Genomic DNA, 25,944 nt, shown 5'->3' with positions numbered 1-25,944 from the left:
GACCGGCCTCGTGAGATAGCGAACCTCGTGCCCTGTGCCCCGTATGGGGTGTGCGCGCCCGCGATCTACTGAGGAGTTACCCCTATGACCGACTTCAGCGAAGCTGGAGTTCACGAGACGACCGCCGTGATCGACAACGGCAACTTCGGGAAGCGGACCATCCGGTTCGAGACCGGTCGTCTCGCCCGCCAGGCGGCGGGCAGCGTCGTGGCCTACCTCGACGAGGAGACCATGCTGCTGTCGGCCACCACGGCGTCCAAGCACCCGAAGGAGCACTTCGACTTCTTCCCGCTGACCGTGGACGTCGAGGAGCGGATGTACGCCGCCGGCCGCATCCCCGGCTCGTTCTTCCGCCGCGAGGGCCGCCCGTCCACCGACGCGATCCTCACCTGCCGGCTGATCGACCGCCCGCTGCGCCCGTCCTTCGTGGACGGCCTGCGCAACGAGATCCAGGTCGTGATCACCGTGCAGAGCCTCAACCCGCAGGACCTCTACGACGTGGTGGCGATCAACGCCGCGTCCGCCTCCACCCAGCTCGCCGGCCTGCCGTTCTCCGGCCCGGTCGGTGGCGTGCGGGTGGCGCTGATCGGCGAGGCGTGGGTCGCCTTCCCGACCCACGAGCAGCTGGAGAAGGCCGCCTTCGACATGGTCGTGGCCGGTCGGGTCGTCGGTGAGGGTGACTCCGCCGACGTGGCGATCATGATGGTCGAGGCCGAGGCCACCGAGCAGGTCCTGGACCTGGTCGCGGCCGGTGCCACCGCGCCGACCGAGGAGGTCGTCGCGCAGGGTCTGGAGGCCGCCAAGCCGTTCATCCGCGTGCTGTGCGAGGCGCAGGCGCGGCTGGCCGAGGTCGCCGCCAAGGAGACCCGCGACTACCCGACCTTCCCGGCCTACCAGCCCGACGCCTACTCGGCGGTCGAGGCGGCGGTGTCCGCGGAGCTGGCGCAGGCGCTGACCATCGCCGGCAAGCAGGAGCGCGAGGCCAGGATCGACGAGATCAAGGCCGCGACCCTGGAGAAGGTCGGCGCGGTCGAGGGCGGTGCGTTCGACGGCCGTGAGAAGGAGGTCGGCGCGGCCTTCCGCTCGCTGAACAAGCAGCTGGTCCGCCAGCGCATCCTGCGGGACAAGGTGCGCATCGACGGCCGGGGCCTGACCGACATCCGCCAGCTGTCCACCGAGGTCGCGCTGATCCCGAGGGCGCACGGCTCGGCGCTGTTCGAGCGCGGCGAGACCCAGATCCTGGGTGTCACCACGCTGAACATGCTGCGCATGGAGCAGCAGATCGACTCGCTGTCGCCGGAGACGCACAAGCGCTACCTGCACCACTACAACTTCCCGCCGTTCTCCACCGGTGAGACCGGCCGGGTCGGCTCGCCCAAGCGGCGCGAGATCGGCCACGGCGCGCTGGCCGAGCGGGCGTTGATCCCGGTGCTGCCCAAGCGTGACGAGTTCCCCTACGCGATCCGCCAGGTCTCCGAGGCGCTCGGGTCCAACGGCTCGACGTCGATGGGCTCGGTGTGCGCGTCGACCATGTCGCTGCTCAACGCCGGTGTGCCGCTCAAGGCGCCGGTCTCGGGCATCGCCATGGGTCTGGTCTCCGACGACGTGGACGGCGAGACCCGCTACGTCGCGCTGACCGACATCCTCGGCGCCGAGGACGCCTTCGGTGACATGGACTTCAAGGTCGCCGGGACCAAGGAGCTGGTGACGGCGCTGCAGCTGGACACCAAGCTCGACGGCATCCCCTCCGAGGTGCTCGGCGCGGCGCTGGCCCAGGCCCGCGACGCCCGGCTGACGATCCTGGAGGTGATGGCCGAGGCCATCGCGTCGCCGGACGAGATGAGCCCGTACGCGCCGCGCGTGACCAGCGTGAAGATCCCGGTGGACAAGATCGGCGAGGTCATCGGCCCGAAGGGCAAGATGATCAACTCGATCACCGAGGAGACCGGCGCCGACATCTCGATCGAGGACGACGGCACGATCTACGTCGGTGCGGCGGACGGTCCGTCCGCGGAGGCCGCGATCTCCAAGATCAACGCCATCGCCAACCCGCAGCTGCCCAAGATCGGTGAGCGTTTCCTGGGCACCGTGGTCAAGACCGCCGCGTTCGGCGCGTTCGTCTCGCTGCTGCCCGGCAAGGATGGCCTGGTGCACATCTCCAAGCTGGGCAACGGCAAGCGCATCGGCAAGGTCGAGGACGTGGTCAAGGTCGGTGACAAGCTCCGGGTGGAGATCGCCGACATCGACCAGCGTGGCAAGATCAGCCTCGTTCCGGTGAAGGACGATTCCGACCAGGCAGCCGAGAAGCCGGCCGAGGAGCAGGCCGAGGCGGCGGCGGACGAGTCCACCAAGGCCTGATCCCCTAGCCCGAGGCAGAGTTTCGTTGGTACGTAACGGAAATACCCGAGTCCTGGAGCGGACCGAGAGCGGGTGCGTCGTCAAGCGCACGGTGCTGCCCGGCGGTCTGCGTGTGATCACCGAACAGGTCCCGGGAGTCCGTTCGGCCTCCGTCGGTATCTGGGTGGGCGTCGGCTCCCGCGACGAGCAGCAGCACGTCGCGGGGGCCGCGCACTACCTGGAGCACCTGCTGTTCAAGGGCACCGCGCGGCGCTCGGCCGGCCAGATCGCCGAGGAGATCGACGCGGTCGGCGGTGAGCTCAACGCGTTCACCGCCAAGGAGCACACCTGCTACTACGCGCACGTGCTCGACACCGACCTGCCGCTGGCCATGGACCTGGTCTCCGACGTCGTGTTCGACGCGGTGCTGGCCGACCAGGACATGGAGACCGAGCGCGGTGTGGTCCTCGAGGAGATCGCCATGCGCGACGACGACCCCGAGGACCTGCTGCACGACACGTTCATCGAGGCCCTGTTCACCGACCACCCGCTGGGCCGGTCGGTGCTGGGCACCGAGCAGTCGATCACCGAGCTGAGCCGCACCGCGCTGCACGGCTTCTACAAGCGCCGCTACGCGATGCCCCGGATGGTGCTCGCGGCGGCCGGCAACATCACCCACGGCGAGGTGCTGCGGCACGCGCGGCGGCTGCTGCGCGACCGGCTCGTCGGCGACCGGCCGCCGGGCACCCCGCGTGCCGGCCGGGCGCGGATCGCCCCGCCCCGGGGCCTGGTGCTGCACACCGACGACACCGAGCAGGCGCACCTGATGCTCGGCATGCGCGCCCTCGACCGCCACGACGACCGCCGCTGGACCCTCGGTGTGCTGAACACCGCGCTGGGCGGCGGCATGAGCTCGCGGCTGTTCCAGGAGATCCGCGAGCGGCGGGGGCTGGCCTACCAGGTGTACTCGTCGGTCGCCTCCTACGCCGACACCGGTCACCTGTCGGTCTACGCGGGCTGCCAGCCCGACCGGCTCGGCTCGGTGGCCGGTGTGGTGCACGAGATCCTGCGCGACGTCGCCCGCGAGGGGCTCGACGACAGCGAGGTGGCCAGGGCCAAGGGCCAGCTGCGCGGCAGCCTGGTGCTGGGCCTGGAGGACACCAGCTCGCGGATGTCGCGGATCGGCAAGGGGGAGTTGAGCTACGGCCGGTACCTGACCGTCGAGCAGACCCTGGAGCGGATCGAGTCGGTGACCACCGAGCAGGTCGCGGCGCTGGCCGGGCAGCTGCTGTCGCGTCCGGTCGCCACCGCGGTGGTCGGGCCCTACGCTCACGTCGACGACGTGCCGGCCGAGGTGGCGAGGTGACCAGCGAGGTGGACGAGCTGATCAGGGTGGGGGTGCTCGGGGCGCGGGGACGGATGGGGGCCCAGGTCCGCGCCGCGGTCGAGGCCGCCGACGGTCTGGCGCTGGTCGCCGAGGTCGACGAGGACGACCCCCGCTCGGCGCTGGTCGACGCCCGCGCGCAGGTCGTGGTCGACTTCACCCACCCCGACGTGGTGATGGACAACCTGCGGTACTGCGTCGAGCAGGGCCTGCACTGCGTGGTGGGCACCTCCGGGTTCGACACGGCCAGGCTGGACACGCTGGCCGGGTGGCTGGCCGACCGGCCGGGGGTGGGCGTGCTGGTGGCGCCGAACTTCGCGCTGGGGGCGGTGCTGTCGATGCGCTTCGCCGAGCTGGCCGCGCGGTTCTACCCGTCGGTGGAGATCATCGAGCTGCACCACCCGAACAAGGCCGACGCGCCGTCGGGCACGGCGGCGCACACCGCGCGCCTGGTCGCGCGGGCCAGGGCCGAGGCCGGTCTCGGCCGGTCCCCGGACGCGACCACGCACGACGAGGACGGCGCGCGCGGCGCGCTGGTGTCGGACGTGCGGGTGCATTCGGTGCGGCTGTCGGGGTTGATCGCCCACCAGGAGCTGCTGTTCGGCGGCGAGGGGGAGACGTTGACGATCCGGCACGACTCGCTGGACCGCACGTCGTTCATGCCGGGCGTGTTGCTGGCCGTCCGGGAGATCGTCGGCCGTCCCGGGCTGACCGTCGGGCTGGAGAACCTGCTCCCGCTCTGAGGGTCGCCAACTGGGAAAACGTGACCGGATTTGCGCCGTTTGCGATGCAACGCTGCTCCGGGTGGCCGGTGTGATCTTCGCGTGTCATCCGTAGCGTCGAGTGCCGTCAGTAGCTAACTAACTCCCGTCTGTTCGTGCGAAAGTCCCACCCTGCAATCGTCACCGGGACCGCGTACGACGAGGGCCAGACGTGGATCAGGGAGAGCACGCGCCCGCACGCGTGCTCGCCCCGATCCGACGCGCCCTCGATTCGGCGCGGATCGACGGCGATGCCGGGGCAACCCCCGAAGGGATTGACCCATGGCACAACCAGAACAGCTGGCACCAACGACCGCGGAGACCTCGTGGTTCTGCTGCGGCGCGGCCTGGGGCCCGTGCGGCTCGGCCGGCGGCGGCGCCTGCGGCAACTGCCGCTCCGGCAGCCGCCACTGCGCCTGGCCCAACACCTCCGACAACTGCTTCGCGATCACCAGACCGGACAAGTGCGGGGACACCCTGCTGCGCCGGACCTGCGGCCACACCTTCTACGTCCAGCACCTGTGCGGCTCGACGGAGATCGCCGTGACGATCGCGGACTGCGGCCCGCAGACCGACCTGTGGTGCGGTGAGCAGTCCTGCTGCTCGGGCAAGTGCGCGTCCAACCGCCTGCTCGACCTGACCCCGTCCGCGTACAGCGCGATCGGCAACCTGTCCAGCGGCATCATGCCGGTCAACATTCGGAGCTGAGCCATGGATTCGTTGGGACGCAGGCGTTTTCTCAGCAAGGCGGTGCTCGGCACCACGGCCGTGACGGTCGTGGGCGCCAGCACGATCGGCTCGTTCGCCCCCGAGGCGGTGGCCGGTCAGCGACCCAAGCTCGACGTCGAGCCGGGCGCCCCCGACCCGAACTTCGTCGACGGCCGGGTCCGCAGCCTCGGCAAGGGTGAGCTGCTGGTCACCAGCGCCGACCGCAGCATGCACCGCATCCACCTGACCTCGGCCACCAGCGTGTGGAAGCTGCGCCCGACCACCGCCGACGCGGCGAAGGTCGGCGACGGGCTCTACGCGCGCGGGGTCCGGCTGCCCGACGGCACCCTCGCCGCCGACGCGGTCTGGCTCAACATCGTCAACCTGCAGGTGCACATCACCTCGATCGGCCGCACCGCGCTGCACCTGGACCACCACGGCGACCGCATCGTCGGGCACGTGGTCGCCGGCACCACGGCGGCGGTCTACAACAGCACGCCCGCGGTCAGCGACCTGTCGCTGTTGCAGGTGGGCAAGCACGCCCAGGTGATCGGCGCGTGGCGGCCGGACACCAACGAGGTCGACCTGGCCACCGTCTACGCGGCGGCCTGACTCCCCCTTCCCGGGCCGCCGCGTGGCCGGCGGCCCGGGACCCTGCGGCATCGGAGGACAGCGTGATCGAGTGGTTCGCGGGCACCCAACAGTTCGTACTCGGCGGGGTGCTGATCTGGGCGAGCATGTTCAAGCTGGGCCGCAGGGCGCCGGTCGCGGCCCGCCGCTCGGCGTTGCGCAAGCTCGTCGGCGAGACCAGGGCGGTGCCCGCCTACCGGGCCGTCGGCCTCGTCGAACTGCTGGTCGGGGCGCTGCTGGTGACGCCGCCGGTGCTGGTCGTCGAGGCCTACCTGGCGGTGGCCCTGTCCGTCGGCATGCTGGCCTACCTGGCCTACGCGAAGCTGCGCGCCCCCGAGGCCGGCTGCGGCTGCCTTGGCGACAAGCACACCCCGGTACGCGGGCGCGGGTTCGTCCGGGCCGGAGTCCTGCTGGCGTCCGGGGCGCTGGCCGCGTGGAGCACCGCGTGGTGGCCGGCCACGCTGGCCGACGCGCCGCTGGCCTGGGTCGCGGTGGTGGTGGCGCAGTCGGCGGTGATCGTCGCGCTGTCGCCGGAACTGGACCACCGGTGGCTGCTGCCGCTGCGCCGCTGGCGGGTGCGGGTGAGCCACCCGCTGGCGCGCACGCCGGTGACCGTGCCGCTGGAGTCCAGCGTCCAGCAGCTGCAACGCAGCGACGCGTACCGCTCGGTGGTGGGTGCCCTGCGCTCGGACCTGCTCGACTCGTGGGAGGAGGGCCGGTGGCGGCTGCTGACCTACAGCGCCGACCAGGACGGGGTGGCGGCGACCGCCGTGTTCGCCGTGCCGCTCGACGGGCACCGGCCGCAGGACATCAGGGTCGCGCTGGTGCCGGAGTCCGGCGAGGTGCTGGTGTGAGGGTCGTGCTGGTGTGAGGGTCAGAGGGCCCAGCTGGCGAACAGGGCCGGGGACGCGGCGATCGCGCTGAACCGGACGAACCGGCCGAGCAGTCCGGCCGAGACGAACGCCGACAGGCTCATCCGCACCATGCCGGCCAGGACCGCGGTGGCCATGTAGGGCGGGGCCCCGAGGACCGAGCTGACGCCGTAGGTGCCGACCATCCACCTCGGGTGGCGGTGGCACTTCTCGCGTAACGCCTCGACCCAGCCCCGGATGCGCTTGGTCCGCAACTGCCAGCGCAGCCGGCGCGCGGTCACCGGCCGGGGTTCGCGCCGGCGGTGCTTGCGGTGCATCCAGCCCGGTAACCGCAGCTCGCCGCGGGCGGCGTAGTAGTACACGAGCTTGCCGCCGACCTGACCGACCGCGACCACCGCGCCCAGCGCGAGCCAGTGGATGTGCGGTTCCTGCATGGCCAGCCCGACGAGGAAGATCTCGATGCTCACCAGCGGCAGCACCGCGGAGCCGAAGGCGACTCCCAGGGTGATGCACAGCCAGGTCAGCACCCGTTACTCCTAGCGACGTCGGGGATCGGCGAACAGAGTATCTATAACCTATACGTGTCGATCCTCAAACAAGTTCGATACGCAAAGTTCCTGTCAACCGAATTTCGCGGAGCGGTCGACCGCCGGCGTCCAGGGTCCGGACCGTGCCGTCGCGCACCCAGCTCGCGCGCTCCAGGAAGCTGACCGACGCCTTGTCCGCCTCCGGTACCCAGGCGATTCCCCTGGTCGAGCCCTCCGCGCGCAGCGCATCGCCGGCCGCCGCCAGCAGTCGGCCACCGTGGCCCCTGCGCCCCCAGCGGGGTTCCACCAGAAGGGTGCTCACCAGCGTGACGGTCGCCGCGTCCTTCGCCGGCTCGCCGGCGGCCGAGGCCGTCTCCTCGGCCGGCGCCGGCCCGGCCGCGCAGAACCCGACGACGCTGGCACCCTCGCGCGCGACGAACACCCGCGCCGGACCGTCCTCGATGGTCCGGCGCCAGGTCAGCGCCGCCTCGGCGGGGTCGAGCGCGTCGAGCACCTCGGGGGGCAGCAGGTCGGTGTACGCCGTGCGCCAGGTGTCGAGCTGGATCCTGGCGATCTCCTCGGCGTCGGAGGGCTGGGCGGGGAGCACGGACGCTTCGGCCATGGCCGCAACCTACCCCGAGCCCGATCCGGGCCCGTACGCTTACCGCCTGTGTCCGCTCCAGAGCTGATCGGCTATCGGATCGGTGACCTCGTCGGCCGTGGCGGGTCCGGCACGGTGTACCTGGCCGACCGGGCCGCCGACGCCCGCGAGGTGGCCGTCCGGGTCGACGACCGCCCGGTGACCGACCGCCGCCGCTTCCTCGACGACGCCCGCACGGTCCGCGAGCTGTCCGCCCACCCGCACGTGGTCGAGGTCCTCGACGCCGGGGTGCTGCCCGACGGCCACGCCTACCAGGTCCTGGAGCTGTGCGTGGACGGGTCGCTGGCCGGCCGCGCCCCGCTGCCCCCGGAGCAGGTCGCCGAGGTCGGCCAGCGGCTCGCCGACGTGCTGGTCGCCGCGCACGACCTCGGCCTGACCCACGGCGCGGTCGAACCGGGGAAGCTGCTGGTCAAGCCGGCCGGCACGGTCGGGCTCACCGGGTTCGGCCTGGCCTCGCTGACGACCGACCCGCGCCCGGACGTCCCCGCGCTGGCCGTGACCCTCCACGCCCTGCTCGCCGGCTCCCCGGCCGCACCGGTCGCGGACGTGCCGGGGGTGTCGCCGCAGTTCCTGGCGATTCTGCGCCGGGGGATCGAGGGCGGCTACCCCGACGCCGCCGCCCTGCGCGCCGATTTGAGCCAGCTGACCGTGGTCTCGGTGCCCGTCCGCCCCACCGACCCGGTGCCCACCGGCGACACCGGCGACACCGACGACGACGGGGTGGGCGGCGCCCTGGCCGAGCCGGAACCACCGTCCGAACCCCCGGGCACCGTGGTCCTCCGCTGGCCGCCGGTGATCCTGGCCGTGGTGGTCGTGCTGGTGATCGTGGGCGCGCTGGTCCTGTTCGGTCGGTAACCGCCCACCGTTGTGTCGGTGGTTCGTGCGATCGTGACCGCGTGACCGACACCGTGACCTCGCCACCCACCGCCCGAGCGGCCTGGTTCGCCTGGGCGGCCCTGGGCGTGGTGTACGTCGTGTGGGGGTCGACGTACCTGGCGATCCGGTTCTCCATCGAGACGATGCCGCCGCTGCTGTCGGCCGGCAGCCGGTTCGTGGTGTCCGGGCTGCTGCTGTGTCTGGCGGTGCTGGTGTTCGCCGGGCGCGGCGGGTTCCGGATGACCAGGGCGCAGTTCGCCACCTCGGCGCTGGTCGGTCTGCTGCTGCCGGGCTGGGGCAACGGGCTGGTCGTGGTCGCCGAGCGGGACGTGGCCTCCGGGCTGGCCGCGCTGCTGGTGGCCAGCATCCCGCTGTACGTGGTGGTGCTGCGCCGGCTGATCGGCCAACGCCCACCGCCGGTCACCCTGGTCGGGGTGGCCGTCGGGTTCGTCGGCCTGCTGGTGCTGATGCTCGGTGGGCCGGTCGCCGGCGCGCACGGTTCCGCCTGGTACGGCCCGTGGCTGGTGCTGCTGGCCGCTCTGGGCTGGGCCTGCGGCACCGTCGCCGGCTCGCGGCTGCCGACCCCGCCCAACCCGGTGACGTTCTCGGCGGTCGGCATGCTGGTCGGCGGCGCGGTGCTGACCGTGGCCGGCTGGGGGACCGGTGAGACGGTCGACCTGGCGGAGGTCAGCACGCGGTCATGGGTCGGCTGGGTCTACTGCGTGCTGCTCGGCGCGCTCGCGTTCAGCGCGTACGTGTACGCGCTGGGCCGATTACCGGTGTCCACGGTGGCGACCTACGCCTACGTGAACCCGGTGATCGCGGTGCTGCTCGGCGTGTGGCTGGCCGGGGAGCGGTTCGGGCCGGCGCAGCTGGCCGGCGGTCTTGTCGTGTTGTGTGCGGTGGTGCTGGTGGTGCGCGCGGAGCACCGGGCCGGCAAACCACCGCCCGTTCCGGAGGGATGTCGATGATCGGGGCCGAGGTGGCGCGGCGGATCGCGCTGGCGGCACAGGGTTTCGCGGACGCGAGGCCCGGCGGCGGGGTGACCAGGCGGCACCTGGGGCGGGTGCTCGACCGGGTGCGGCTGATCCAGCTGGACTCGGTGAACGTCGCCGTGCGCGCCCACTACATGCCGTTGTTCAGCCGGCTCGGGCCCTACCCGTCGGAGCTGGTCGACGACGCGGCCTGGACGCACTCGACCAGGCGTCCCAGGATGCTCGTCGAGTACTGGGCGCACGAGGCGAGCCTGCTGCCGGTGGCCGACTGGCCGCTGTTGCGCTGGCGGATGCGTGACTACGAGCAGCGCCTCGGCCAGCGCTACGCCAGCCTGCTCGCCTCCTCGCCCGGCCTGCTCGACGACGTGCTGGCGGCGGTCAAGGACCTCGGCCCGATCGGCGCCGGGCCGCTGGAGCAGGAGCTTGGCCTGGCCGGGCGGCGGGCCGGCGGCGGCTGGTGGAACCGCTCGTCGGTCAAGCACGCGTGCGAGTACCTGTTCGCCGTCGGCGAGCTGACCACCGGCGCCCGCCGGGGATTCCAGCGCCTCTACGACCTGCCCGAACGCGTGCTGCCGCCGGCGGTGCTGGCCACCCGGCTGTCCGACGAGGACGCCATCCGTGAGCTGACCCGGCGCGCGGCCACCGCCCACGGCATCGCCACCGAGCCCGACCTGCGCGACTACTACCGGATCCGGCCGCCGGAACGCAGCCGCACGGCGGTCGCCGAACTGGTCGAGGCCGGTGAGCTGGTGGAGGTGACCGTCGCCGGCTGGCCGGCGCCGGCCTACCGGCACGTGGACGCGCGGGCACCCCGCCAGGTGTCCGGCCGCGCGCTGCTCGCCCCGTTCGACCCGCTGATCTGGGAGCGGGACCGCACCGAGCGGATCTTCGGCTTCCACTACCGGATCGAGATCTACGTCCCCGAGCCCAAGCGCGTGTACGGCTACTACGTGTTCCCGTTCCTGCTCGACGGCGAGCTGGTCGCCCGGGTGGACCTCAAGGCCGACCGGGCGGCCGGCACGCTGCGGGTGCGGGGCGCGTTCGCCGAGCCAGGGGTCGCCGAGCCGAGAGTGGCGGCCGAGCTGGCCGCCGAGCTGGCGGTGATGGCCGAGTGGCTCGAACTGGACCACGTGGTCGCGCAGGACCGGGGCTCGCTGGCCCCGGCGCTGCGCGCCGTCCTGCGCTGAGCAGGGGTCGGGCGGCGCGTCCGGAGCGACGCGCCGCCCGCTTCCCATCCCCCTGATGGTGGTCCGCTCGGTCCGCTGCGCTCAGTCGATGGCGGTGGTGACCAGTGCCGAGCCGGAGCCGGTCCGGCCACGGATCCGCAGCGGCGGTGAGGTTTCCGGCGGGGTCGTGGTCAACCGCAGGTCGCTGCGCACGTCGCCGGAGCCCGACGACAGGTCGATCTCGGCGCGGTTGCCCTCGCGGACCCCGATGCGGATCGCGCCGGAACCGGTGTGCAGCTCCAGCTGACCGGCCGAGGCGTTGGCGATGGTGACCTGGCCGCTGCCGGTGCGCACCATGGCGTCGTCGCTGACCGAGCCGAGCCACACGTCGCCGCTGCCGGTGATCACCGTGCTGCCGCCGCCGACGGCCGAGATCTCGACGTCGCCGCTGCCGGTCTTGACCCGCACCCCGGCCGCCATCAGGCCCAGGCGAACCGCGCCGGACCCGGTGTCGATCTTGGCCGGTGCGGCGGACTGGTCGGTGGTGATCCGGCCGGAGCCGGTGTTGAGCTCCAGGCGGCCGGCGGCACCGGTCACCGACAGGTCACCGGAGCCGGACTTGGCCGCCACCTGGCTGCCCAGCGGCGCCTGCACCGACACCGAGATGGCGACGTTGCGCAGGTGCATGTCCTTGGGCGCGCGCACGACCAGCCGGCCGGCGGTGAAGTCGATCCTCGTCTGGCGCACGGCCTCGGCCGGGATGCTGGTCTCGACGGGGTCCAGGTTGCCGAACTGGGAGCCGATCCAGTTCATCAGGTTGGACACGCCCTGGGCGAACGGCGTCTCCCCGTGCGGCTCGTGCCGCACCTCGACGTGCACCCCCGGCTCGTCGACCAGCCGGACGTCGATCCGGCCCGGCCCGGTGGCCAGGTCCAGCTCGACGGGCCCGGTGGACTCGTAGCTCTGCCGGCGGACCAGTTCCTCCGCCGCTGACTGCTGCTCGGTCATCCAGCTCACCCCTCGTACCAGCCGTGCACCCGCGACGACGAGTCGCCGCGGTTCTCGCCGGGCCACTCCCCGCCCCAGCGCTGGCTCCAGTCCTGTCCCCGGTGCTTGCCCTTGCCGTGCAGCGCGCCCTGGACGGCCTGCTGGACGAAGGTGTTCAGCGAGACGCCCTGGGACGCGGCTGCCTGCTCGGCCTTGCTCTTGAGCTGCTCGAACAGCCGCAGCGTCATCCGGCTCATGTCTCCGGTCATGTCGGCGGTGTCACCCCCCGGTGGTGGCGTCGACTGCTCGTCGGCGCGTGGTGTCTCGCGCGCCGACCGGGTGCCGGTGACCACGACCTGCACGTCCCGCCCGTCGAGGCGGACGTCGATCACGTGGTCGTCGAGGGAGGCGGTGACCTCCGCGGCCAGGTCGGACAGCGCGTTCATGATGGCCAGGCGGGCCGCGGGCTCCAGCGCGGCGGCCAGGACCGCAGCCGCCCGGCGCGTGTTCTCGTCGCCGGCGGAGGCTGCCGTGGTCAGGTCCTCCCGCAACGCGGCGACATACGGTGTGAGATCCATGATGCCATCATGACGTCATCGATGACATCAGTCAAGGAAGTCATGACATCTCATGACACCATTGTGCTGTCGCGCGTGTCAGGGTCCGCCGACGCTGGGTTGCCCGTTTAGGCTGCGGGGCATGTCGCCCAAGGTGCAGCTCATCGCGAAGACCGAGTTCTTCCCGCCGGCCGACGTGCCGTGGTCGACCGACGCGGACGGCGGCGAGGCGCTCGCCGAGTTCGCTGGTCGTGCCTGCTACCAGTCGTGGAAGAAGCCCAACCCGGTCACCGCCACCAACGCCGGCTACCTGCGGCACATCCTGGAGGTCGGCCACCTGTCGGTGCTCGAACACGGCTCGGTCAGCTTCTACCTCAGCGACATCTCCCGCTCCCTGACCCACGAGCTGATCCGCCACCGGCACTTCTCCTACTCCCAGCTCTCCCAGCGCTACGTGCCCGAGCGCAACGCCTCGATGGTCGAGCCGGAGGTCATCGCCGGGGACCCGGTGCTGCACGCCAAGTTCGTCGCCGCCACCGAGGCCAGCCTCGCCGCCTACACCGAGCTGCTGGCCGGGCTGGAGGAGCGCTTCGCCGACGTGCCCAACGCCACGCTGCGCCGCAAGCAGGCCCGCCAGGCCGCGCGGGCCGTGCTGCCCAACGCCACCGAGACCCGGATCGTGGTCACCGGCAACTACCGCGCGTGGCGGCACTTCGTGGCCATGCGCGCCAGCGAGCACGCCGACGTGGAGATCCGTGAGCTGGCCGTGGAGTGCCTGCGCCAGCTGCAGAAGGCCGCGACCAACGTGTTCGACGACTTCGTCATCTCCACGCTGCCCGACGGCACCGAGGTCGCGTCCAGCCCGTTCGTCACCGAGGGCTGACCGGATGCGCCGGCTGGGCCTGGTGGTGGCGGCAGGGGAGTACACCGTCGCCCGGCTGCCGGCCGGCGCCACCCCGCCGGCCGACCTGTTCCCGGCCGGTGACCAGGTCCTGGTGTCGGTGGTCAGCGCCGCCGACGGGGTCACCGTCGTCTGCCCGACCCGGCTGGCCGCCGGCCTGGACACCGAGGTCCGCCAGGCCGGCTGGCGCCTGCTGTCGGTCCGCGGGCCGCTGGACTTCACCCTGACCGGGATCATGGCCGCGCTCGCCGGTGAGCTGGCCGCGGCCGGCGTCAGCCTGTTCGCCGTGTCCACCTACGACACCGACCACGTGCTGGTGAAGGCCGGCGACCTGGACCGCGCCGTCGCCGCCCTGGTGGCCGCCGGCCACGAGGTCCACGGACCCTAGGCCGGGGGAACTCAGGGTGCGGGGAACTCCGCGCGCACCCCGAGCAGCCGGACCGGCCTGGTCAGCTCGAACAGCGCCAGCACCTCGCCGGCCGCCCGTTCCAGCTCGTCCGGGTCGCTGGTGGGGGCCGGCAGCGTCCGGCTGCGGGTGTGGGTGAAGAACGGCGCGAACCGCACCTTCACCGCGACCCGCGCCGCCGGCCGGCCCTCGGCCGCGACGTCCCGCGCCACCCGCCTGGCCAGCGTCGCGACCGCCGCGCCGATCTCCGCCGGCTCGGTCAGGTCCTCCTGGAAGGTCGTCTCGCGGCTGCGGGAGCGGGCGACGTACGGGCTCGCGGTGACCTCGGTGCCGCCGGCACCCAGCCCCAGCGTGCGGTACCACGGGCCCATCGTCGGGCCGAACCGCCGCGCCAGCACCCGCTCGTCGGCGGCGGCGAGCTCGCGCACGGTGTGCAGGCCGAGGTCGGCGAGCTTGGCGGCGGTCCGGCGGCCGATGCCCCACAGCGCCTCGGTCGGCCGCCCGCCCATCACCTCGAACCAGTTGTCCCTGGTCAGCCGGTAGACGCCGGCGGGCTTGGCGAAGCCGGTGGCGAGCTTGGCGCGCAGCTTGTTGTCGCCGATGCCCACCGACAGGTGCAGCCGGGTGCGGTCCAGCACCGCGCGCGCCAGGTCGGCGGCCAACGCCTCCGGGTCGTCGGTGGTGGCGCCCAGGAACGCCTCGTCCCAGCCGAGGACCTCGACCACCACGTCGAACTCCCGCAGCGCGGCCATCACCTCGGCGGAGGCCGCGTCGTAGGCCGGCGCGTCGGCCGGCAGGAACACCGCGTCCGGGCACCGGCGGGCGGCCAGGCGCAGCGGCAGGCCCGAGTGGACGCCGAACTCGCGGGCCTCGTAGGAGGCGGTGGCCACGACCGCGCGCCGGGTGGGGTCGCCGCTGCCGCCGACGACCACCGGGCGTCCGGCCAGCTCGGGGCGCCGCAGGACCTCGACCGCCGCGATGAACTGGTCCAGATCGACGTGCAGTACCCAAGCCGCCATGGGGCCAGTGTCGCGCGCAGTAGCATCCTGCGGGTGACCCAGCAGCCTGACCAGGTGACCCACCAGCGAGTGATCGCCGGGCGTTATGCCGTGCTCCAGGAAATCGGCCGTGGCGGGATGGGCATCGTCTGGCTCGCCGAGGACCGGATGATCGGCCGCCAGGTGGCCATCAAGGAGCTGCACCTGCCGGCCGGGGTCCCGCTGGAGGAACAGCGGGTGCTGGAGGAGCGGGTGCTGCGCGAGGCGCGCGCCGCCGGCCGGCTCAACGACCCGGCCGTGGTCACCGTCTACGACGTGCTCCAGGAGGCCGGCAACACCTTCATCGTGATGGAGCTCATCCAGGCGCCGACCCTCTCGGCGGTGGTCGCCCGCCAGGGCCCGATCCCCCAGGAGGCGGTCGCCCGACTGGCAGAGCAGCTGCTCTCGGCGTTGGAGGCGGCGCACGCGGCGGGGATCGTGCACCGGGACGTGAAGCCCTCCAACATCATGGTGCTGCCCAACGGCCGGGTGAAGCTCACCGACTTCGGCATCGCCCAGTCGACCGACGACCCGAAGCTGACCACCAGCGGCGTGCTCGTCGGCTCACCCAGCTACATCGCGCCGGAGCGGATCCGCGGCGGCGAGGCAGACCCTGGCTCGGACCTGTGGGCGCTGGCGGCCGTGCTCTACTTCGCCGTCGAGGGCCACTCGCCGTTCGAGCGGTCCTCCACCGCGGCGACCATGCACGCCATCCTCAACGAGGTCCCGTACCTGACCCGCTCCCAGGGCCCGCTGGCCTCGGTGATCATGGGCCTGCTCAACGCCCTCCCGGAGGCCAGGCTCACCGCCGGCCAGGTCCGGGGCCTGCTCGCGCACGCCACCGCCACCCCGCCCGGCGGCACGATGGCGGGGACGATGGCGGGAACGATGGCGTTCGGGCCGGGCGTCACCCACGCCGCCCCGCCGCTCACCGCCCTCGTGCCCCGACCGGGCCGCCACCGCCGGCCGTGGGTGATCACCGGCCTGGTCGTGGCGCTGGTCGCCGGGCTGGCCGGCGGCTGGTTCGCCTCCTCGGCGATCAACGCGCCGGCGGTGGACCCGGCGGCCGGCGAGACCCTGACCTACGGCAAGGGCGGCCAGATCACCCAGTTCGACATCGGCGACGGCGAGTGCTCGTCGGCGAAGCTGGAGGCCGGCCGGGTCTACCCGAACAGCAGCGACACCGACTGCGCCGAGGCCCACGAGTTCGAGGTGATCGACTTCGACGTCTTCACCAACTCCGACCTGGAGTACCTCGGTGACCAGGTGTTGCGTGACTTCGGCGAGGCCAGCTGCGCGATGGTGTTCGCCAGCACGATCGTCGACGACCGCGACAAGAACGGGACCCTCACCTACACCACGCTGGTCCCGACCAAGGCCACCTGGGACGACGCCGGCAACGACGACTACGAGGACGGCGGCAGCACGGCGATCAAGTGCGTGCTGACCGACCGCGACGGCAACCAGCTCCAGGAGAGCAAGCTGCGGAAGGACGAATGAGCGCCGATAGGGTGAGCGCCCATGGCGGTCTCCTCCGATGAGCGTGCGGCGCTCTGCGACCTGTTCACCTCGCTCGGGCCCGACGCGCCCACCCTGTGCACCGGCTGGCGCACCCGCGACCTCGCCGCCCACCTCGTGCTGCGCGAACGCCGCCCGGACGCCGCGCCCGGCATCCTGTTCCGCGCGCTGGCCGGGCGCACCAAGCGCGTCCAGGACGGCCTGGCCCGCCGCCCGTGGAGCGAGCTGGTCGACCTGGTCCGCACCGGACCGCCCCGGCTCTCGCCCACCCGGATCCCGCTGGTCGACACGATGGTCAACTCGGTGGAGCTCTACGTCCACCACGAAGACGTCCGCCGGGCCCAGGACGGCTGGCAGCCGCGTGCCGCCGACCGCGCCCGCGACGCCGCCGCCTGGGCCGGGGTGTCCCGCGCGGGGAAGATGACGCTGCGCAAGAGCCCGGTCGGGTTGGTCCTGCGCCGCCCCGACGGCACCGAGACCGTCGCCCGGCGCGGGCCGAACACGGTGATCGTCACCGGCGAGCCGGGGGAGCTGCTGCTGTGGGCGTTCGGCCGCGACGAGGTGCGGCTGGAGTTCGAGGGCGAGCAGGCCGCGCTCGACGTCGTGCGAGGTCTGCGGCGCAGCCTCTGACCGCCGGTCGGCGACTGGCGGGAACCTGACATCCTTGCGCCCGGTCGGAAGAGGGGGACGCGTCGCGGAGGAGGCCGAGGTGACACAGGAACCGACCCAGGACACCGGTCAGGACACGGCTCGGGACACGGCTCGGGACACCGCTCGGGAGCGGGTCGTCGCCGGCCGGTACACGGTGCTGCGTGAGCTGGGGCGCGGCGGCATGGGCGTGGTGTGGCTCGGCGAGGACCGGATGATCGGCCGCCAGGTCGCCGTCAAGGAGTTACGCCTGCCCGACGGGGTGGCCCCCGACCAGCGGCGGGTGCTGGAGGAACGGGTGCTGCGCGAGGCGCGGGCCGCCGGCCGGCTCAACGACCCGGCCGTGGTCACCGTGTTCGACGTGGCCCAGGAGGCCGGCGCCACGTTCATCGTGATGGAGCTGATCGAGGCGCCGACCCTGTCCGACGTCGTGTCGCGCCAGGGCCCGCAGTCACCCGAGGTCGTGACCCGCCTGGCCGAGCAGCTGCTCTCGGCGCTGGAGACCGCGCACGCGGCGGGGATCGTGCACCGGGACGTGAAGCCCTCCAACATCATGATGTTGCCCAACGGGCGGGTGAAACTCACCGACTTCGGCATCGCGCAGTCGACCGACGACCCCAGGCTGACCACCAGCGGCGTGCTGATCGGCTCACCGGGCTTCATGCCGCCCGAGCGGCTGCGCGGCGCGCACGCCGAGGCCGCCTCGGACCTGTGGGCACTGGGCGCCGTGCTGTTCTTCGCCGTCGAGGGCCACTCGCCGTTCGAGCGGTCGTCCACCGCGGCGACCATGCACGCCATCCTCAACGAGGTCCCGTACCTGACCCGCTCCCAGGGCCCGCTGGCCTCGGTGATCATGGGCCTGCTGAACACCGTCCCGGCGGCCAGGCTCTCCGCCGAGCAGGTCCGCGGCCTGCTCGCCCAGGCCACCTACACCCCGCCGGGCGGTCTCACCGGCGTCACGGCCACCCGGCTGGCCGTCGGGCCGGCCGCGACCAGGGCCATCGGCGCCCCGGGCCCCCCGCCGCGCCGGGGCCGGCTCACCGGCCTGGTGGCCGGGCTCGCGGTGCTGATGTTCGCCGCCGGGTTCCTCACCGACCGGTTCGTCGCCGGCGGGGCCGACGGCGACCGCCCGGCGGCCATGGAGGACACCGTCACCTTCGGCCGGGACGGCACCCTGCCCGAGTTCACCTGGGGTGAGAACTCCGTCGAGGGCCGCTGCCTCAACGGCCGGATCGCCCCTGGCCGGCGGATCTCGGGCAACGTCGAGTGCACCGAGCCGCACGACCTGGAGGTCTACGCCGACGACTGGACGATGAGCATCCCCGGCGAGGACGACACGTTCTCCGACGTGAGCTACCCCGACCCCGAGGACCTGTACGCCTACGGCGAGAAGTTCTGCACGATGGCGTTCGAGTCGGAGTTCGTCGTCGGCGACGAGGCCGCCAAGGAGAAGCTGCGCTATCGCGCGGTCGTGCCGTCGGAGAAGGGCTGGTCGGAGTACCGGGGCGTGTACTGCGTTCTGCGCGACGCGCAGGACAACCAGCTGACCCGCAGCTATGTCGCGTCGAAGTGATATGGGATTGGCGTCCGAGGTAGCGTCTAGGACCATGAACATGTGTCCGACCGCGAAACCGGGTAGGCCGTTCGGCCAGGTTCTCACCGCCATGGTGAGCCCCTTCGACCCCAACGGAAAGCTCGATCTGGACGCGGCCGGGCAGCTGGCCAGCCACCTCGTCGACCTGGGCAACGACGGTCTGGTGGTCAACGGCACCACCGGCGAGTCGCCGACCACCAGCGACGCGGAGAAGGCCGAGCTGGTGCGCACGGTCGTCGAGGCGGTGGGGGACCGGGCCAGCGTCGTGGCCGCCGTCGGCACGTACAACACCGAGCACTCGGTCCACCTGGCGCGCGAGGCCGAGCAGGCCGGCGCGCACGGGCTGCTGGTGGTCACCCCGTTCTACTCGCGCCCGCCCCAGTCCGGGCTGTTGGCGCACTTCAGCGCGGTCGCCGACGCCACCGGGCTGCCCAACATGCTCTACGACATCCCGCCGCGCTCGGTCGTGCCGATCGAGGTCGACACCCTGCGCCGGCTGGCCGAGCACCCGCGCATCCAGGCCGTCAAGGACGCCAAGGGCGACCTGCTCGCCGGCAGTGAGGTCATCGCCAGCACCGACCTGGCCTACTACTCCGGCGACGACGCGCTGAACCTGCCGTGGCTGTCGGTGGGCGCGGTCGGTTTCGTCAGCGTCATCGGGCACGTGGTCGCCGGGCGGCTGCGGCGCATGCTCGACACCTACGAGAACGGCGACGTGAGCACCGCGCGCACCGTCCACCGCGGCTACCTGCCGGTGCTGCGCGCCCAGGGCCGGGTCGGTGGGGTGCTGTTCGCCAAGGCGTCGCTGCGGCTGCGCGGCTACGACGCCGGCGAGCCCCGGCTGCCGCTGCCGCCGACCACCGACGAGCAGAACGCGCTGATCGCCGCCGACCTGGCCGACGCCGGTGTCCCCCTGGCCGACGCGCCGCCCTCCAGCGTCGCCGCCGCCAGGGTCGCGGCCACCGACGCCGCCGCGGCCTATGTCACGACCACCACGCACACCAGCGCCGGGCAGGTCCATCAGTGACCTCACCAGTGACCTCACCAGTGACTTCCACCTACGGGCAGTTGGAACCGCCGGGCCGGCTGGCCGACGGCGGTCTGCGGGTCGTCGCCCTCGGCGGCATCGGCGAGGTCGGCCGCAACATGACGGTCTTCGAGTACGGCGGGCAGCTGCTGATCGTCGACTGCGGCGTGCTGTTCCCCGAGGACCAGCAGCCCGGCGTCGACCTGATCCTGCCGGACTTCCGGGCCATCGAGCCCCGGCTCGACGACATCGCCGCGATCGTGCTCACCCACGGCCACGAGGACCACATCGGCGCGGTGCCCTTCCTGCTGCGCCACCGCCCCGACCTGCCGGTCGTCGGGTCCCGGTTCACCCTCGCGCTGGTCGCCGCCAAGTGCCGCGAGCACCGGCTGACGCCCAAGCTGGTCGAGGTGTCCGAGGGCGGCCGGGTCGCCTTCGGCGACTTCGACTGCGAGTTCTTCGCCGTCAACCACTCCATCCCGGACGCGTTGGCGGTCGCCATCCGCTCGCCGGCCGGCCTGGTGCTGCACACCGGCGACATCAAGCTCGACCAGCTGCCCCTGGACGGCCGGCTGACCGACCTGGCCGGCTTCTCCCGCCTCGGCGACGAGGGAGTCGACCTGTTCCTGGTCGACTCGACCAACGCCGAGGTGCCCGGGTTCGTGATGGCCGAGCGGGAGATCGGCCCGGTGATCGACGGCGTGATCAGCCGCGCCGACCAGCGGGTCATCGTCGCCTGCTTCGCCAGCCACGTGCACCGCGTGCAGCAGGTGCTCGACGTGGCCCAGGCCCACGGCCGGCGGGTCGCGATGGTGGGCCGGTCGATGGTGCGCAACATGGGGATCGCCGCGGACCTGGGGCTGCTGCGGGTGCCCGAAGGTCTGCTGGTCGACCTGGACGAGGCGATGGAGCTGCCGGAGAGCCAGGTGCTGTTCGTCTCGACCGGTTCGCAGGGCGAGCCGCTCTCGGCGCTGTCGCGGATGGCGCGCGGCGAACACCGGCAGATCCGCATCCGCCCCGGCGACACGGTCGTGCTGGCCAGTTCGCTGATCCCCGGCAACGAGACCGCGGTGTTCGGCGTGGTCAACGGGCTGGTGCGGTTGGGTGCGGCGGTGGTGCACCAGGGCAACGCGCGGGTGCACGTGTCCGGGCACGCGTCGGCCGGCGAGCTGCTGTTCCTGTACAACGCGGTGCGCCCGTCGAACGTGATGCCGGTGCACGGCGAGTGGCGTCACCTGCGGGCCAACGCGGCGCTGGCGGTGGCCACCGGGGTGCCGAAGGAGAACGTGGTGCTGGCCGAGGACGGGGTCGTGGTCGACCTGGTCGACGGCCTGGCGCGGATCAGCGGCCGGGTCGAGGTCGGTCACGTCTACGTCGACGGCTCGTCGGTCGGGGACGTCGGCGAGTCGACCCTGTCCGACCGGTTGATCCTCGGTGAGGGCGGGTTCATCGCGATCACCGTCGCCGTCGACTCCACCACCGGCCGGGCGCTTGGCCCGCCGACGATCTCCGGCCGGGGCTTCTCCGACGACCCGAAGGCGCTCGACGAGGTGCTGGCGCTGGTGGAGATGGAGCTGTCGCACACCGAGAGCGAGGGCATCACCGACACCCACCGGATCGCCCAGGCGGTGCGCCGGGTGGTCGGCCGTTGGGTCGCCGACACCTACCGCCGGCGCCCGATGATCGTGCCGACGGTCATCCCGGTCTAGCCGGCGTCCACCGGCGACGCCTCCCGGCGGGCCTCGGCCAGCTGGACCAGCGTCGCCCCGCCGAGCAGCACGGCCGCCCCGGCGACCTGCACGGCGGTCAGCGTCTGGCCCAGCAGCAGCCACGCCAGCGAGGTCGCCACGACCGGTTCGCTCAGCGCGAGCACGCTGACCACGTTGGCCGGCATGTGCCGCAGCGCGGTGATCGACAGCAGGTAGGCCACGGCCGTGCTCATCACCGCGCAGGCCACCAGCAGCACCCACACCGGCACGTCCAGCCCGCCGAGGTCGGCGTCGGCGACCAGCCGGTCGACCGGCAGCGTCCAGGGCGGCGCGATCACCGCGATGGCGACCGACCCGACGACCATGCCCCAGGTGACCAGGCCGACCGGTGAGATCGTGGTCGTGCCGTGTTCGCCGAGCAGGAAGTAGCCGGCCGAGCAGAGCGCGGCCCCGACCCCGGCGAGCACCCCGACCGTGTCCAGCCGCAGGCCGTCCCAGACCTGGGCGACCATCGCGAGCCCGGTCAGCGCGAGCACCGTGCCGACCCACATCCGCGCCGGCAGGATCGTGCGGCGCACGAACCGCACCCACAGGGCCACCAGCACCGGCGAGGTGAACTCCAGCAGCATCGCGATCCCGATCGGGATCCGCGACACCGCGGCGAAGTACAGCAGCTGCACCCCGGCGACGCCGACCAGGCCGTAGCCGATCAGCACCCGCACGTCCGAGCGCCGGATCCGCAGCAGCGCCGGCCGCGCCAGCCCCACCGACACCAGCAGGACGACCGCGGCCAGCGTGATCCGCACCATCGCGACCTGCTGGGGGCTCAGCCCGGCGTCCATCGCCGGTTTGGCCAGCACACCGGAGGTGCCGAACCAGAACGAGGCGACCAGGATGAGCATCGTGCCCCGGCGCCGGGCGGACGTGGGTGCGGCGACGGGCGGCAGGGTGCCGGTCGGCTCGGGTCTGGTGGCCGTCACGGTGACGGTCGCCAGGGACTCTTGCCGTCCTGCGGGCGGGTCGGGTCCTGGAACCGGGGCCGGTCTGGCTCGTCGGCGCGCAGCGGCACCAGGTTCTCGGTGATGGCGTGCATGATCCGCGCGTGCGCCCTGACGGCGTCGCCGGGCGTGTTCAGCGTCAGGTCCGACAGGTCGACCAGCGGCCCGAAGTGCACCCGGAACACCGGCCGGTTCCGGATGGCCCGCAGCCACGACATCGCCAGCGGGACGAGGTCGCGCCAGCCGGAGACGCCGTGCTCGGTGCCCCAGTACATCGCCTCGTGGGCGCCCCACTGGCTGATGACCATGACCGGGACCTTCGCCGCGAGCGACATCCTGGCCACGCCGGTCTTGCCGCGCTCGGGCCACAGGCCGGGTTCGCGGCTGATCCGGCCCTCGGGGTAGACCAGCATCGGTCCGGTCGCCGAACCGAGCGCGTCGGTGGTCCTGGCGAACGCCTCGATGACGTTGCTCTTGCCCCGGTCGACGCGGATCGCGCCACCCTTGCGCAGTACCCAGCCGACCACCGGGGCGTCCAGCAGGCCCCCGGTCAGCAGGAACCTCGGGTTGACCCCGGATTCGCGCAGTGCGGCGGCGAGGACGAACGGGTCGAACATGCCGATGTGGTTGGCCGCGATCAGCCCCGGCCGGGTGGCGAACTCGGGGGGGATCGTGCCGGTGATCTCCAGCCTGCCGACGAGCCGGACGAGAGCACGGTTCGCGTGCGTCATCGCGATCCACAGCGGTGAGACGCGGGTGGGGCCCTCCTCTCGGCGTGTCGGCTCGGTTAAGCGGCGGAACAGCGCGACCATGGCCGGAGCATCGCACGAACCCTTCGGGCAGTGAAGGGCAGACCCTCCGTTGCCCGTGTGGCAGGAGTGACGTGTGTGGTGACAGGCGACTACCGTGGGGATTATGGCGAACCGGACAGCAGCCTCGAAGTCCTCCAAGGGCGCCAGCGGCGGCCGTGGCGGCGGTTCCCGAGCGAGTTCCGCCAGGTCCACGACCGCCAAGTCCTCGTCGGCGAAGTCCACGACCAAGTCCACGGCCAAGTCGCCGGCCAGGTCCACGGCCGGCTCCGCCTCGACCAGGGCGAAGTCCTCCTCGTCGAAGCCCCGGTCGACCGGCCGGCCGTCCTCCTCGTCGTCCAGGGCCCGGTCGTCCTCGTCGCGGGCGCGGGGCTCGTCGGGCACCCGCCGCCCCCCGGCCAAGCCGGCCGCCCGGCGCGGCAGTGCCGGCGGCGCACTGGTCCGTGGCCTGCGCGGCGGCTGGAACCTGCTGGCCAAGGGCGTCGGCGGGCTGGCCCGGACGGTCGGCCGCACCAAGGAGCTCGACCCGGCGCACCGCCGTGACGGGATCGCCTTCGCGCTGATCGCCGTCGGCGTGATCGCCGGCGCCGGCATCTGGTGGAAGGCCGCCGGTCCGATCGGGCGCGGGCTGGAGATCGGCGCGCGGTCCACGGCCGGCGCGGCCGCCATGGCGCTGCCGATGGTCCTGCTGGTGATCGGCGTCGCGCTGATGCGCTCGGACCCGCAGCCGGACAAGCGCCCGAGGCTGGTCGTCGGCACGCTGCTGTTCAGCCTGGCCTTCCTGGGCATCCTGCACGTGTTCAGCGACCTGCCGGAGGACAACGACGGCCGGATGTACGCCGGGGGCGCCCTGGGCTACGCCGCCGGCGGGATGCTCGCCAAGGGCGTGACCACCTGGGTCGCCATCCCGCTGCTGGTGCTGGTGCTGGGCTTCGGTGTGCTGGTGTTCACCGGCACCCGCTTCCGCGACATCCCCGACCGTCTGCGTGAGCTGGGCCGCGACCCCGACGACGACTACTACGACGACTTCTACGACGACGAGGGCATCGAGCTGCCCGGCACCGAGGAGGACGAGCAGGAGCCGCCGGTCGTCGAACCCAAGCCGCGTCGCTCGACCCGCCGCCGGCAGGCCTCCATGGTCGAGCCGGGCGAGGAGCCGGCCGCCGAGGACCCGCAGCTGCCGCTGGAGCCGGGGCCGGAGCCGCCCGCGCGCCGCAAGAAGCAGCCCAGCGTGCGGCCCGAGCAGGTCAAGGAGACCCCGCAGGCCAAGGAGCAGACCGGTCAGCTCGCGCTGACCCGCGTCGTCGACGGCGACTACACGCTGCCCGACCCGAACCTGCTCGCCGGCGGCGAGCCGCCCAAGGCCCGCAGCCGCGCCAACGACGCGATGATCGAGGCGATCACCGGCGTGCTGGACCAGTTCTCGGTCGACGCGCAGGTCACCGGGTTCACCCGGGGGCCGACGGTCACCCGCTACGAGGTGGAGCTCGGCCCCGGCGTGAAGGTCGAGAAGATCACCGCGCTGACCAAGAACATCGCCTACGCGGTGGCCACCGACAACGTCCGCCTGCTGGCGCCCATCCCCGGCAAGTCGGCGGTGGGCATCGAGGTGCCCAACTCCGACCGGGAGATGGTGCGCCTGGGCGACGTGCTGCGCTCGGCCACCGCCGTCAAGGACACCCATCCGATGGTGATCGGCCTCGGCAAGGACATCGAGGGCCACATGGTCACCGCGAACCTGGCGAAGATGCCGCACCTGCTGTGCGCGGGCTCCACCGGTTCCGGCAAGTCCAGCTTCGTCAACTCGATGCTGGTCTCGCTGCTCGCGCGGGCCACCCCGGACGAGGTCCGGATGGTGCTGATCGACCCGAAGATGGTGGAGCTGACCCCCTACGAGGGCATTCCGCACCTGATCACGCCGATCATCACCCAGCCCAAGAAGGCCGCCGCCGCGCTGACCTGGCTCGTCGAGGAGATGGAGCAGCGCTACCAGGACATGCAGGCCAACCGGGTGCGCCACATCGACGACTTCAACAAGAAGGTCCGCTCCGGCGAGATCACCGCGCCGCCCGGCTCGGAGCGCGAGTACCGGCCCTACCCCTACATCCTGGCGATCGTCGACGAGCTGGCCGACCTGATGATGACCGCGCCGCGCGACGTCGAGGACGCGATCGTGCGGATCACCCAGAAGGCCCGCGCGGCCGGCATCCACCTGGTGCTGGCCACCCAGCGCCCGTCGGTCGACGTGGTCACCGGTCTGATCAAGACCAACGTGCCGTCGCGGCTGGCGTTCGCCACCTCGTCGCTGACCGACTCGCGGGTCATCCTGGACCAGCCGGGCGCGGAGAAGCTGATCGGCATGGGCGACGGCCTGTACCTGCCGATGGGCGCGTCCAAGCCCCGGCGGATCCAGGGCGCGTTCATCACCGACGAGGAGATCAACGCGATCGTCACGGCGGTCAAGGACCAGGCGCAGCCGGAGTACACCGAGGGCGTGACCTCGGCCAAGGCCGGCGAGAAGAAGGAGATCGACGAGGAGATCGGCGACGACCTCGACGTGTTGCTGCAGGCCGCCGAGCTGATCGTGACCTCGCAGTTCGGGTCGACGTCGATGCTCCAGCGCAAGCTGCGGGTCGGGTTCGCGAAGGCGGGCCGGCTGATGGACCTGCTGGAGAGTCGGGGTGTGGTCGGCCCGTCGGAGGGTTCCAAGGCCCGCGACGTGCTGGTCAAGCCCGACGAGCTGGACGGCGTGTTGTACCTGATCCGGGGCGGCGGGGGAGCGGGTTCGGGCGAGGACGACTGAGCACCGTCCGATAAGACTATTCACCAGATGTGA

Annotated in this window: 24 protein-coding genes; 17 read left to right on the top strand and 7 right to left on the bottom strand. The window is 72.5% G+C overall.

Translation table 11 applies throughout. The features are described 5' to 3' along the window. Window positions 1-84: 84 nt before the first annotated feature. The 6 genes from BLA60_RS36225 (at window position 85) to BLA60_RS36200 (ending at window position 6,674) form a co-directional block, all read left to right on the top strand. Entirely contained in the window at window positions 85-2,358 is a 2,274-nt protein-coding gene (locus BLA60_RS36225; RefSeq protein ID WP_075137574.1) for a polyribonucleotide nucleotidyltransferase, read from the top strand. Between the two features lie 25 nt (window positions 2,359-2,383). Further along, window positions 2,384-3,703 carry a M16 family metallopeptidase gene (locus BLA60_RS36220; RefSeq protein WP_075137573.1) on the top strand — a complete coding sequence of 440 codons (1,320 nt, stop codon included), beginning with the start codon at window positions 2,384-2,386 and terminating at the stop codon, window positions 3,701-3,703. Then, window positions 3,700-4,464, top strand: coding sequence for a 4-hydroxy-tetrahydrodipicolinate reductase (gene dapB, locus BLA60_RS36215; protein ID WP_425427122.1), 765 nt, complete (start codon window positions 3,700-3,702; stop codon window positions 4,462-4,464). Before BLA60_RS36220 ends, dapB begins: the two co-directional genes overlap by 4 nt. Before the next feature lie 300 nt (window positions 4,465-4,764). Continuing rightward, on the top strand, window positions 4,765-5,190 hold the full coding sequence (locus tag BLA60_RS36210) for a hypothetical protein (RefSeq protein WP_075137572.1): 426 nt from the start codon (window positions 4,765-4,767) through the stop codon (window positions 5,188-5,190). A 3-nt stretch (window positions 5,191-5,193) separates the two neighbouring features. Continuing rightward, window positions 5,194-5,802 (top strand): cell wall protein, encoded by a 609-nt coding sequence (locus tag BLA60_RS36205; protein ID WP_075137571.1) that lies wholly within the window; start codon window positions 5,194-5,196, stop codon window positions 5,800-5,802. A gap of 62 nt (window positions 5,803-5,864) precedes the next feature. After that, window positions 5,865-6,674, top strand: coding sequence for a MauE/DoxX family redox-associated membrane protein (locus tag BLA60_RS36200; RefSeq protein ID WP_084735824.1), 810 nt, complete (start codon window positions 5,865-5,867; stop codon window positions 6,672-6,674). A 20-nt stretch (window positions 6,675-6,694) separates the two neighbouring features. On the opposite strand, the gene BLA60_RS36195 is transcribed toward BLA60_RS36200, so the two are convergent. Together BLA60_RS36195 and BLA60_RS36190 are read right to left on the bottom strand one after the other, a co-directional pair. Next, the gene (locus BLA60_RS36195; RefSeq protein WP_211288966.1) at window positions 6,695-7,219 is read right to left on the bottom strand and encodes a YqaA family protein; all 525 of its coding nucleotides are present in this window, start codon (window positions 7,217-7,219) and stop codon (window positions 6,695-6,697) included. Window positions 7,220-7,283: 64 nt separating this feature from the next. Continuing rightward, a complete protein-coding gene (locus tag BLA60_RS36190) occupies window positions 7,284-7,841 on the bottom strand; it encodes a GNAT family N-acetyltransferase (protein WP_075137570.1) in 558 nt (185 codons plus the stop codon). 48 nt (window positions 7,842-7,889) lie between these two features. Here BLA60_RS36190 and BLA60_RS36185 point away from each other — a divergent pair, with 48 nt between their 5' ends. From BLA60_RS36185 to BLA60_RS36175, 3 genes are read left to right on the top strand one after another with little or no spacing between them, the layout of a single operon-like run. Next, complete coding sequence (locus BLA60_RS36185; RefSeq protein ID WP_075137569.1) at window positions 7,890-8,735, top strand: protein kinase domain-containing protein; 846 nt, start codon at window positions 7,890-7,892, stop codon at window positions 8,733-8,735. 41 nt (window positions 8,736-8,776) lie between these two features. Next, the gene (locus tag BLA60_RS36180) at window positions 8,777-9,727 is read left to right on the top strand and encodes an EamA family transporter (protein WP_245812393.1); all 951 of its coding nucleotides are present in this window, start codon (window positions 8,777-8,779) and stop codon (window positions 9,725-9,727) included. Further along, entirely contained in the window at window positions 9,718-10,938 is a 1,221-nt protein-coding gene (locus BLA60_RS36175; RefSeq protein ID WP_075137568.1) for a winged helix-turn-helix domain-containing protein, read from the top strand. The genes BLA60_RS36180 and BLA60_RS36175 overlap by 10 nt, the downstream gene beginning before the upstream one ends. Window positions 10,939-11,019: 81 nt before the next feature. Here the strand turns inward: BLA60_RS36175 and BLA60_RS36170 are convergent, their stop codons facing one another. Together BLA60_RS36170 and BLA60_RS36165 are read right to left on the bottom strand one after the other, a co-directional pair. Then, window positions 11,020-11,925 carry a DUF4097 family beta strand repeat-containing protein gene (locus tag BLA60_RS36170; RefSeq protein WP_075137606.1) on the bottom strand — a complete coding sequence of 302 codons (906 nt, stop codon included), beginning with the start codon at window positions 11,923-11,925 and terminating at the stop codon, window positions 11,020-11,022. A 5-nt stretch (window positions 11,926-11,930) separates the two neighbouring features. Next, a complete protein-coding gene (locus tag BLA60_RS36165) occupies window positions 11,931-12,482 on the bottom strand; it encodes a toxin-antitoxin system HicB family antitoxin (RefSeq protein WP_075137567.1) in 552 nt (183 codons plus the stop codon). Between the two features lie 121 nt (window positions 12,483-12,603). Here BLA60_RS36165 and thyX point away from each other — a divergent pair, with 121 nt between their 5' ends. Next, the gene (gene thyX / locus BLA60_RS36160) at window positions 12,604-13,344 is read left to right on the top strand and encodes an FAD-dependent thymidylate synthase (RefSeq protein ID WP_075137566.1); all 741 of its coding nucleotides are present in this window, start codon (window positions 12,604-12,606) and stop codon (window positions 13,342-13,344) included. Window positions 13,345-13,348: 4 nt separating this feature from the next. Further along, window positions 13,349-13,750 (top strand): ACT domain-containing protein, encoded by a 402-nt coding sequence (locus BLA60_RS36155; RefSeq protein ID WP_075137565.1) that lies wholly within the window; start codon window positions 13,349-13,351, stop codon window positions 13,748-13,750. Between the two features lie 11 nt (window positions 13,751-13,761). Here the strand turns inward: BLA60_RS36155 and BLA60_RS36150 are convergent, their stop codons facing one another. After that, a complete protein-coding gene (locus BLA60_RS36150) occupies window positions 13,762-14,787 on the bottom strand; it encodes a DNA polymerase IV (protein ID WP_075137604.1) in 1,026 nt (341 codons plus the stop codon). Window positions 14,788-14,820: 33 nt separating this feature from the next. On the opposite strand from BLA60_RS36150, the gene BLA60_RS36145 reads away from it, so the two are divergent. From BLA60_RS36145 to BLA60_RS36125, 5 genes are all read left to right on the top strand, one after another. Further along, window positions 14,821-16,305 carry a serine/threonine-protein kinase gene (locus BLA60_RS36145; protein ID WP_245812392.1) on the top strand — a complete coding sequence of 495 codons (1,485 nt, stop codon included), beginning with the start codon at window positions 14,821-14,823 and terminating at the stop codon, window positions 16,303-16,305. 21 nt (window positions 16,306-16,326) lie between these two features. Then, entirely contained in the window at window positions 16,327-16,953 is a 627-nt protein-coding gene (locus tag BLA60_RS36140) for a TIGR03085 family metal-binding protein (RefSeq protein ID WP_075137564.1), read from the top strand. Window positions 16,954-17,032: 79 nt separating this feature from the next. Then, window positions 17,033-18,544 carry a serine/threonine-protein kinase gene (locus tag BLA60_RS36135; RefSeq protein WP_245812390.1) on the top strand — a complete coding sequence of 504 codons (1,512 nt, stop codon included), beginning with the start codon at window positions 17,033-17,035 and terminating at the stop codon, window positions 18,542-18,544. 34 nt (window positions 18,545-18,578) lie between these two features. Next, complete coding sequence (gene dapA / locus BLA60_RS44430) at window positions 18,579-19,592, top strand: 4-hydroxy-tetrahydrodipicolinate synthase (RefSeq protein WP_075137563.1); 1,014 nt, start codon at window positions 18,579-18,581, stop codon at window positions 19,590-19,592. Between the two features lie 20 nt (window positions 19,593-19,612). After that, on the top strand, window positions 19,613-21,301 hold the full coding sequence (locus BLA60_RS36125) for a ribonuclease J (protein ID WP_075137562.1): 1,689 nt from the start codon (window positions 19,613-19,615) through the stop codon (window positions 21,299-21,301). On the opposite strand, the gene BLA60_RS36120 is transcribed toward BLA60_RS36125, so the two are convergent. Next, window positions 21,298-22,281: an EamA family transporter gene (locus tag BLA60_RS36120; protein ID WP_425427120.1), complete on the bottom strand. Its 984-nt coding sequence runs from the start codon at window positions 22,279-22,281 to the stop codon at window positions 21,298-21,300. The two genes, BLA60_RS36125 and BLA60_RS36120, sit on opposite strands and share 4 nt — an antisense overlap. Beyond that, window positions 22,278-23,030, bottom strand: a complete 753-nt coding sequence (locus BLA60_RS36115) for a lysophospholipid acyltransferase family protein (RefSeq protein ID WP_075137561.1) — start codon at window positions 23,028-23,030, stop codon at window positions 22,278-22,280. The genes BLA60_RS36120 and BLA60_RS36115 overlap by 4 nt, the downstream gene beginning before the upstream one ends. 184 nt (window positions 23,031-23,214) lie before the next feature. Here BLA60_RS36115 and BLA60_RS36110 point away from each other — a divergent pair, with 184 nt between their 5' ends. Next, window positions 23,215-25,911 (top strand): DNA translocase FtsK, encoded by a 2,697-nt coding sequence (locus BLA60_RS36110; RefSeq protein ID WP_425427119.1) that lies wholly within the window; start codon window positions 23,215-23,217, stop codon window positions 25,909-25,911. Window positions 25,912-25,944 lie beyond the last annotated feature (33 nt).

Source organism: Actinophytocola xinjiangensis, from assembly GCF_001921215.1.
In the GTDB taxonomy this organism is placed as follows: Bacteria; Actinomycetota; Actinomycetes; order Mycobacteriales; family Pseudonocardiaceae; genus Actinophytocola; species Actinophytocola xinjiangensis.
Note: the sequence above shows the minus strand (reverse complement) of the source record. Positions and strands in the feature narration are given on the sequence as shown.

Coding starts and splice junctions, on each gene's coding strand:
- BLA60_RS36110 (WP_425427119.1), top strand. CDS start 23,215: ATGGCGAACCGGACAGCAGCCTCGAAGTCCTCCAAGGGCGCCAGCGGC.
- BLA60_RS36140 (WP_075137564.1), top strand. CDS start 16,327: ATGGCGGTCTCCTCCGATGAGCGTGCGGCGCTCTGCGACCTGTTCACC.
- BLA60_RS36150 (WP_075137604.1), bottom strand. CDS start 14,787: ATGGCGGCTTGGGTACTGCACGTCGATCTGGACCAGTTCATCGCGGCG.
- dapA (WP_075137563.1), top strand. CDS start 18,579: ATGAACATGTGTCCGACCGCGAAACCGGGTAGGCCGTTCGGCCAGGTT.
- BLA60_RS36155 (WP_075137565.1), top strand. CDS start 13,349: ATGCGCCGGCTGGGCCTGGTGGTGGCGGCAGGGGAGTACACCGTCGCC.
- BLA60_RS36165 (WP_075137567.1), bottom strand. CDS start 12,482: ATGGATCTCACACCGTATGTCGCCGCGTTGCGGGAGGACCTGACCACG.
- BLA60_RS36170 (WP_075137606.1), bottom strand. CDS start 11,925: ATGACCGAGCAGCAGTCAGCGGCGGAGGAACTGGTCCGCCGGCAGAGC.
- BLA60_RS36225 (WP_075137574.1), top strand. CDS start 85: ATGACCGACTTCAGCGAAGCTGGAGTTCACGAGACGACCGCCGTGATC.
- BLA60_RS36175 (WP_075137568.1), top strand. CDS start 9,718: ATGTCGATGATCGGGGCCGAGGTGGCGCGGCGGATCGCGCTGGCGGCA.
- BLA60_RS36210 (WP_075137572.1), top strand. CDS start 4,765: ATGGCACAACCAGAACAGCTGGCACCAACGACCGCGGAGACCTCGTGG.
- BLA60_RS36115 (WP_075137561.1), bottom strand. CDS start 23,030: ATGACGCACGCGAACCGTGCTCTCGTCCGGCTCGTCGGCAGGCTGGAG.
- BLA60_RS36190 (WP_075137570.1), bottom strand. CDS start 7,841: ATGGCCGAAGCGTCCGTGCTCCCCGCCCAGCCCTCCGACGCCGAGGAG.
- thyX (WP_075137566.1), top strand. CDS start 12,604: ATGTCGCCCAAGGTGCAGCTCATCGCGAAGACCGAGTTCTTCCCGCCG.
- BLA60_RS36205 (WP_075137571.1), top strand. CDS start 5,194: ATGGATTCGTTGGGACGCAGGCGTTTTCTCAGCAAGGCGGTGCTCGGC.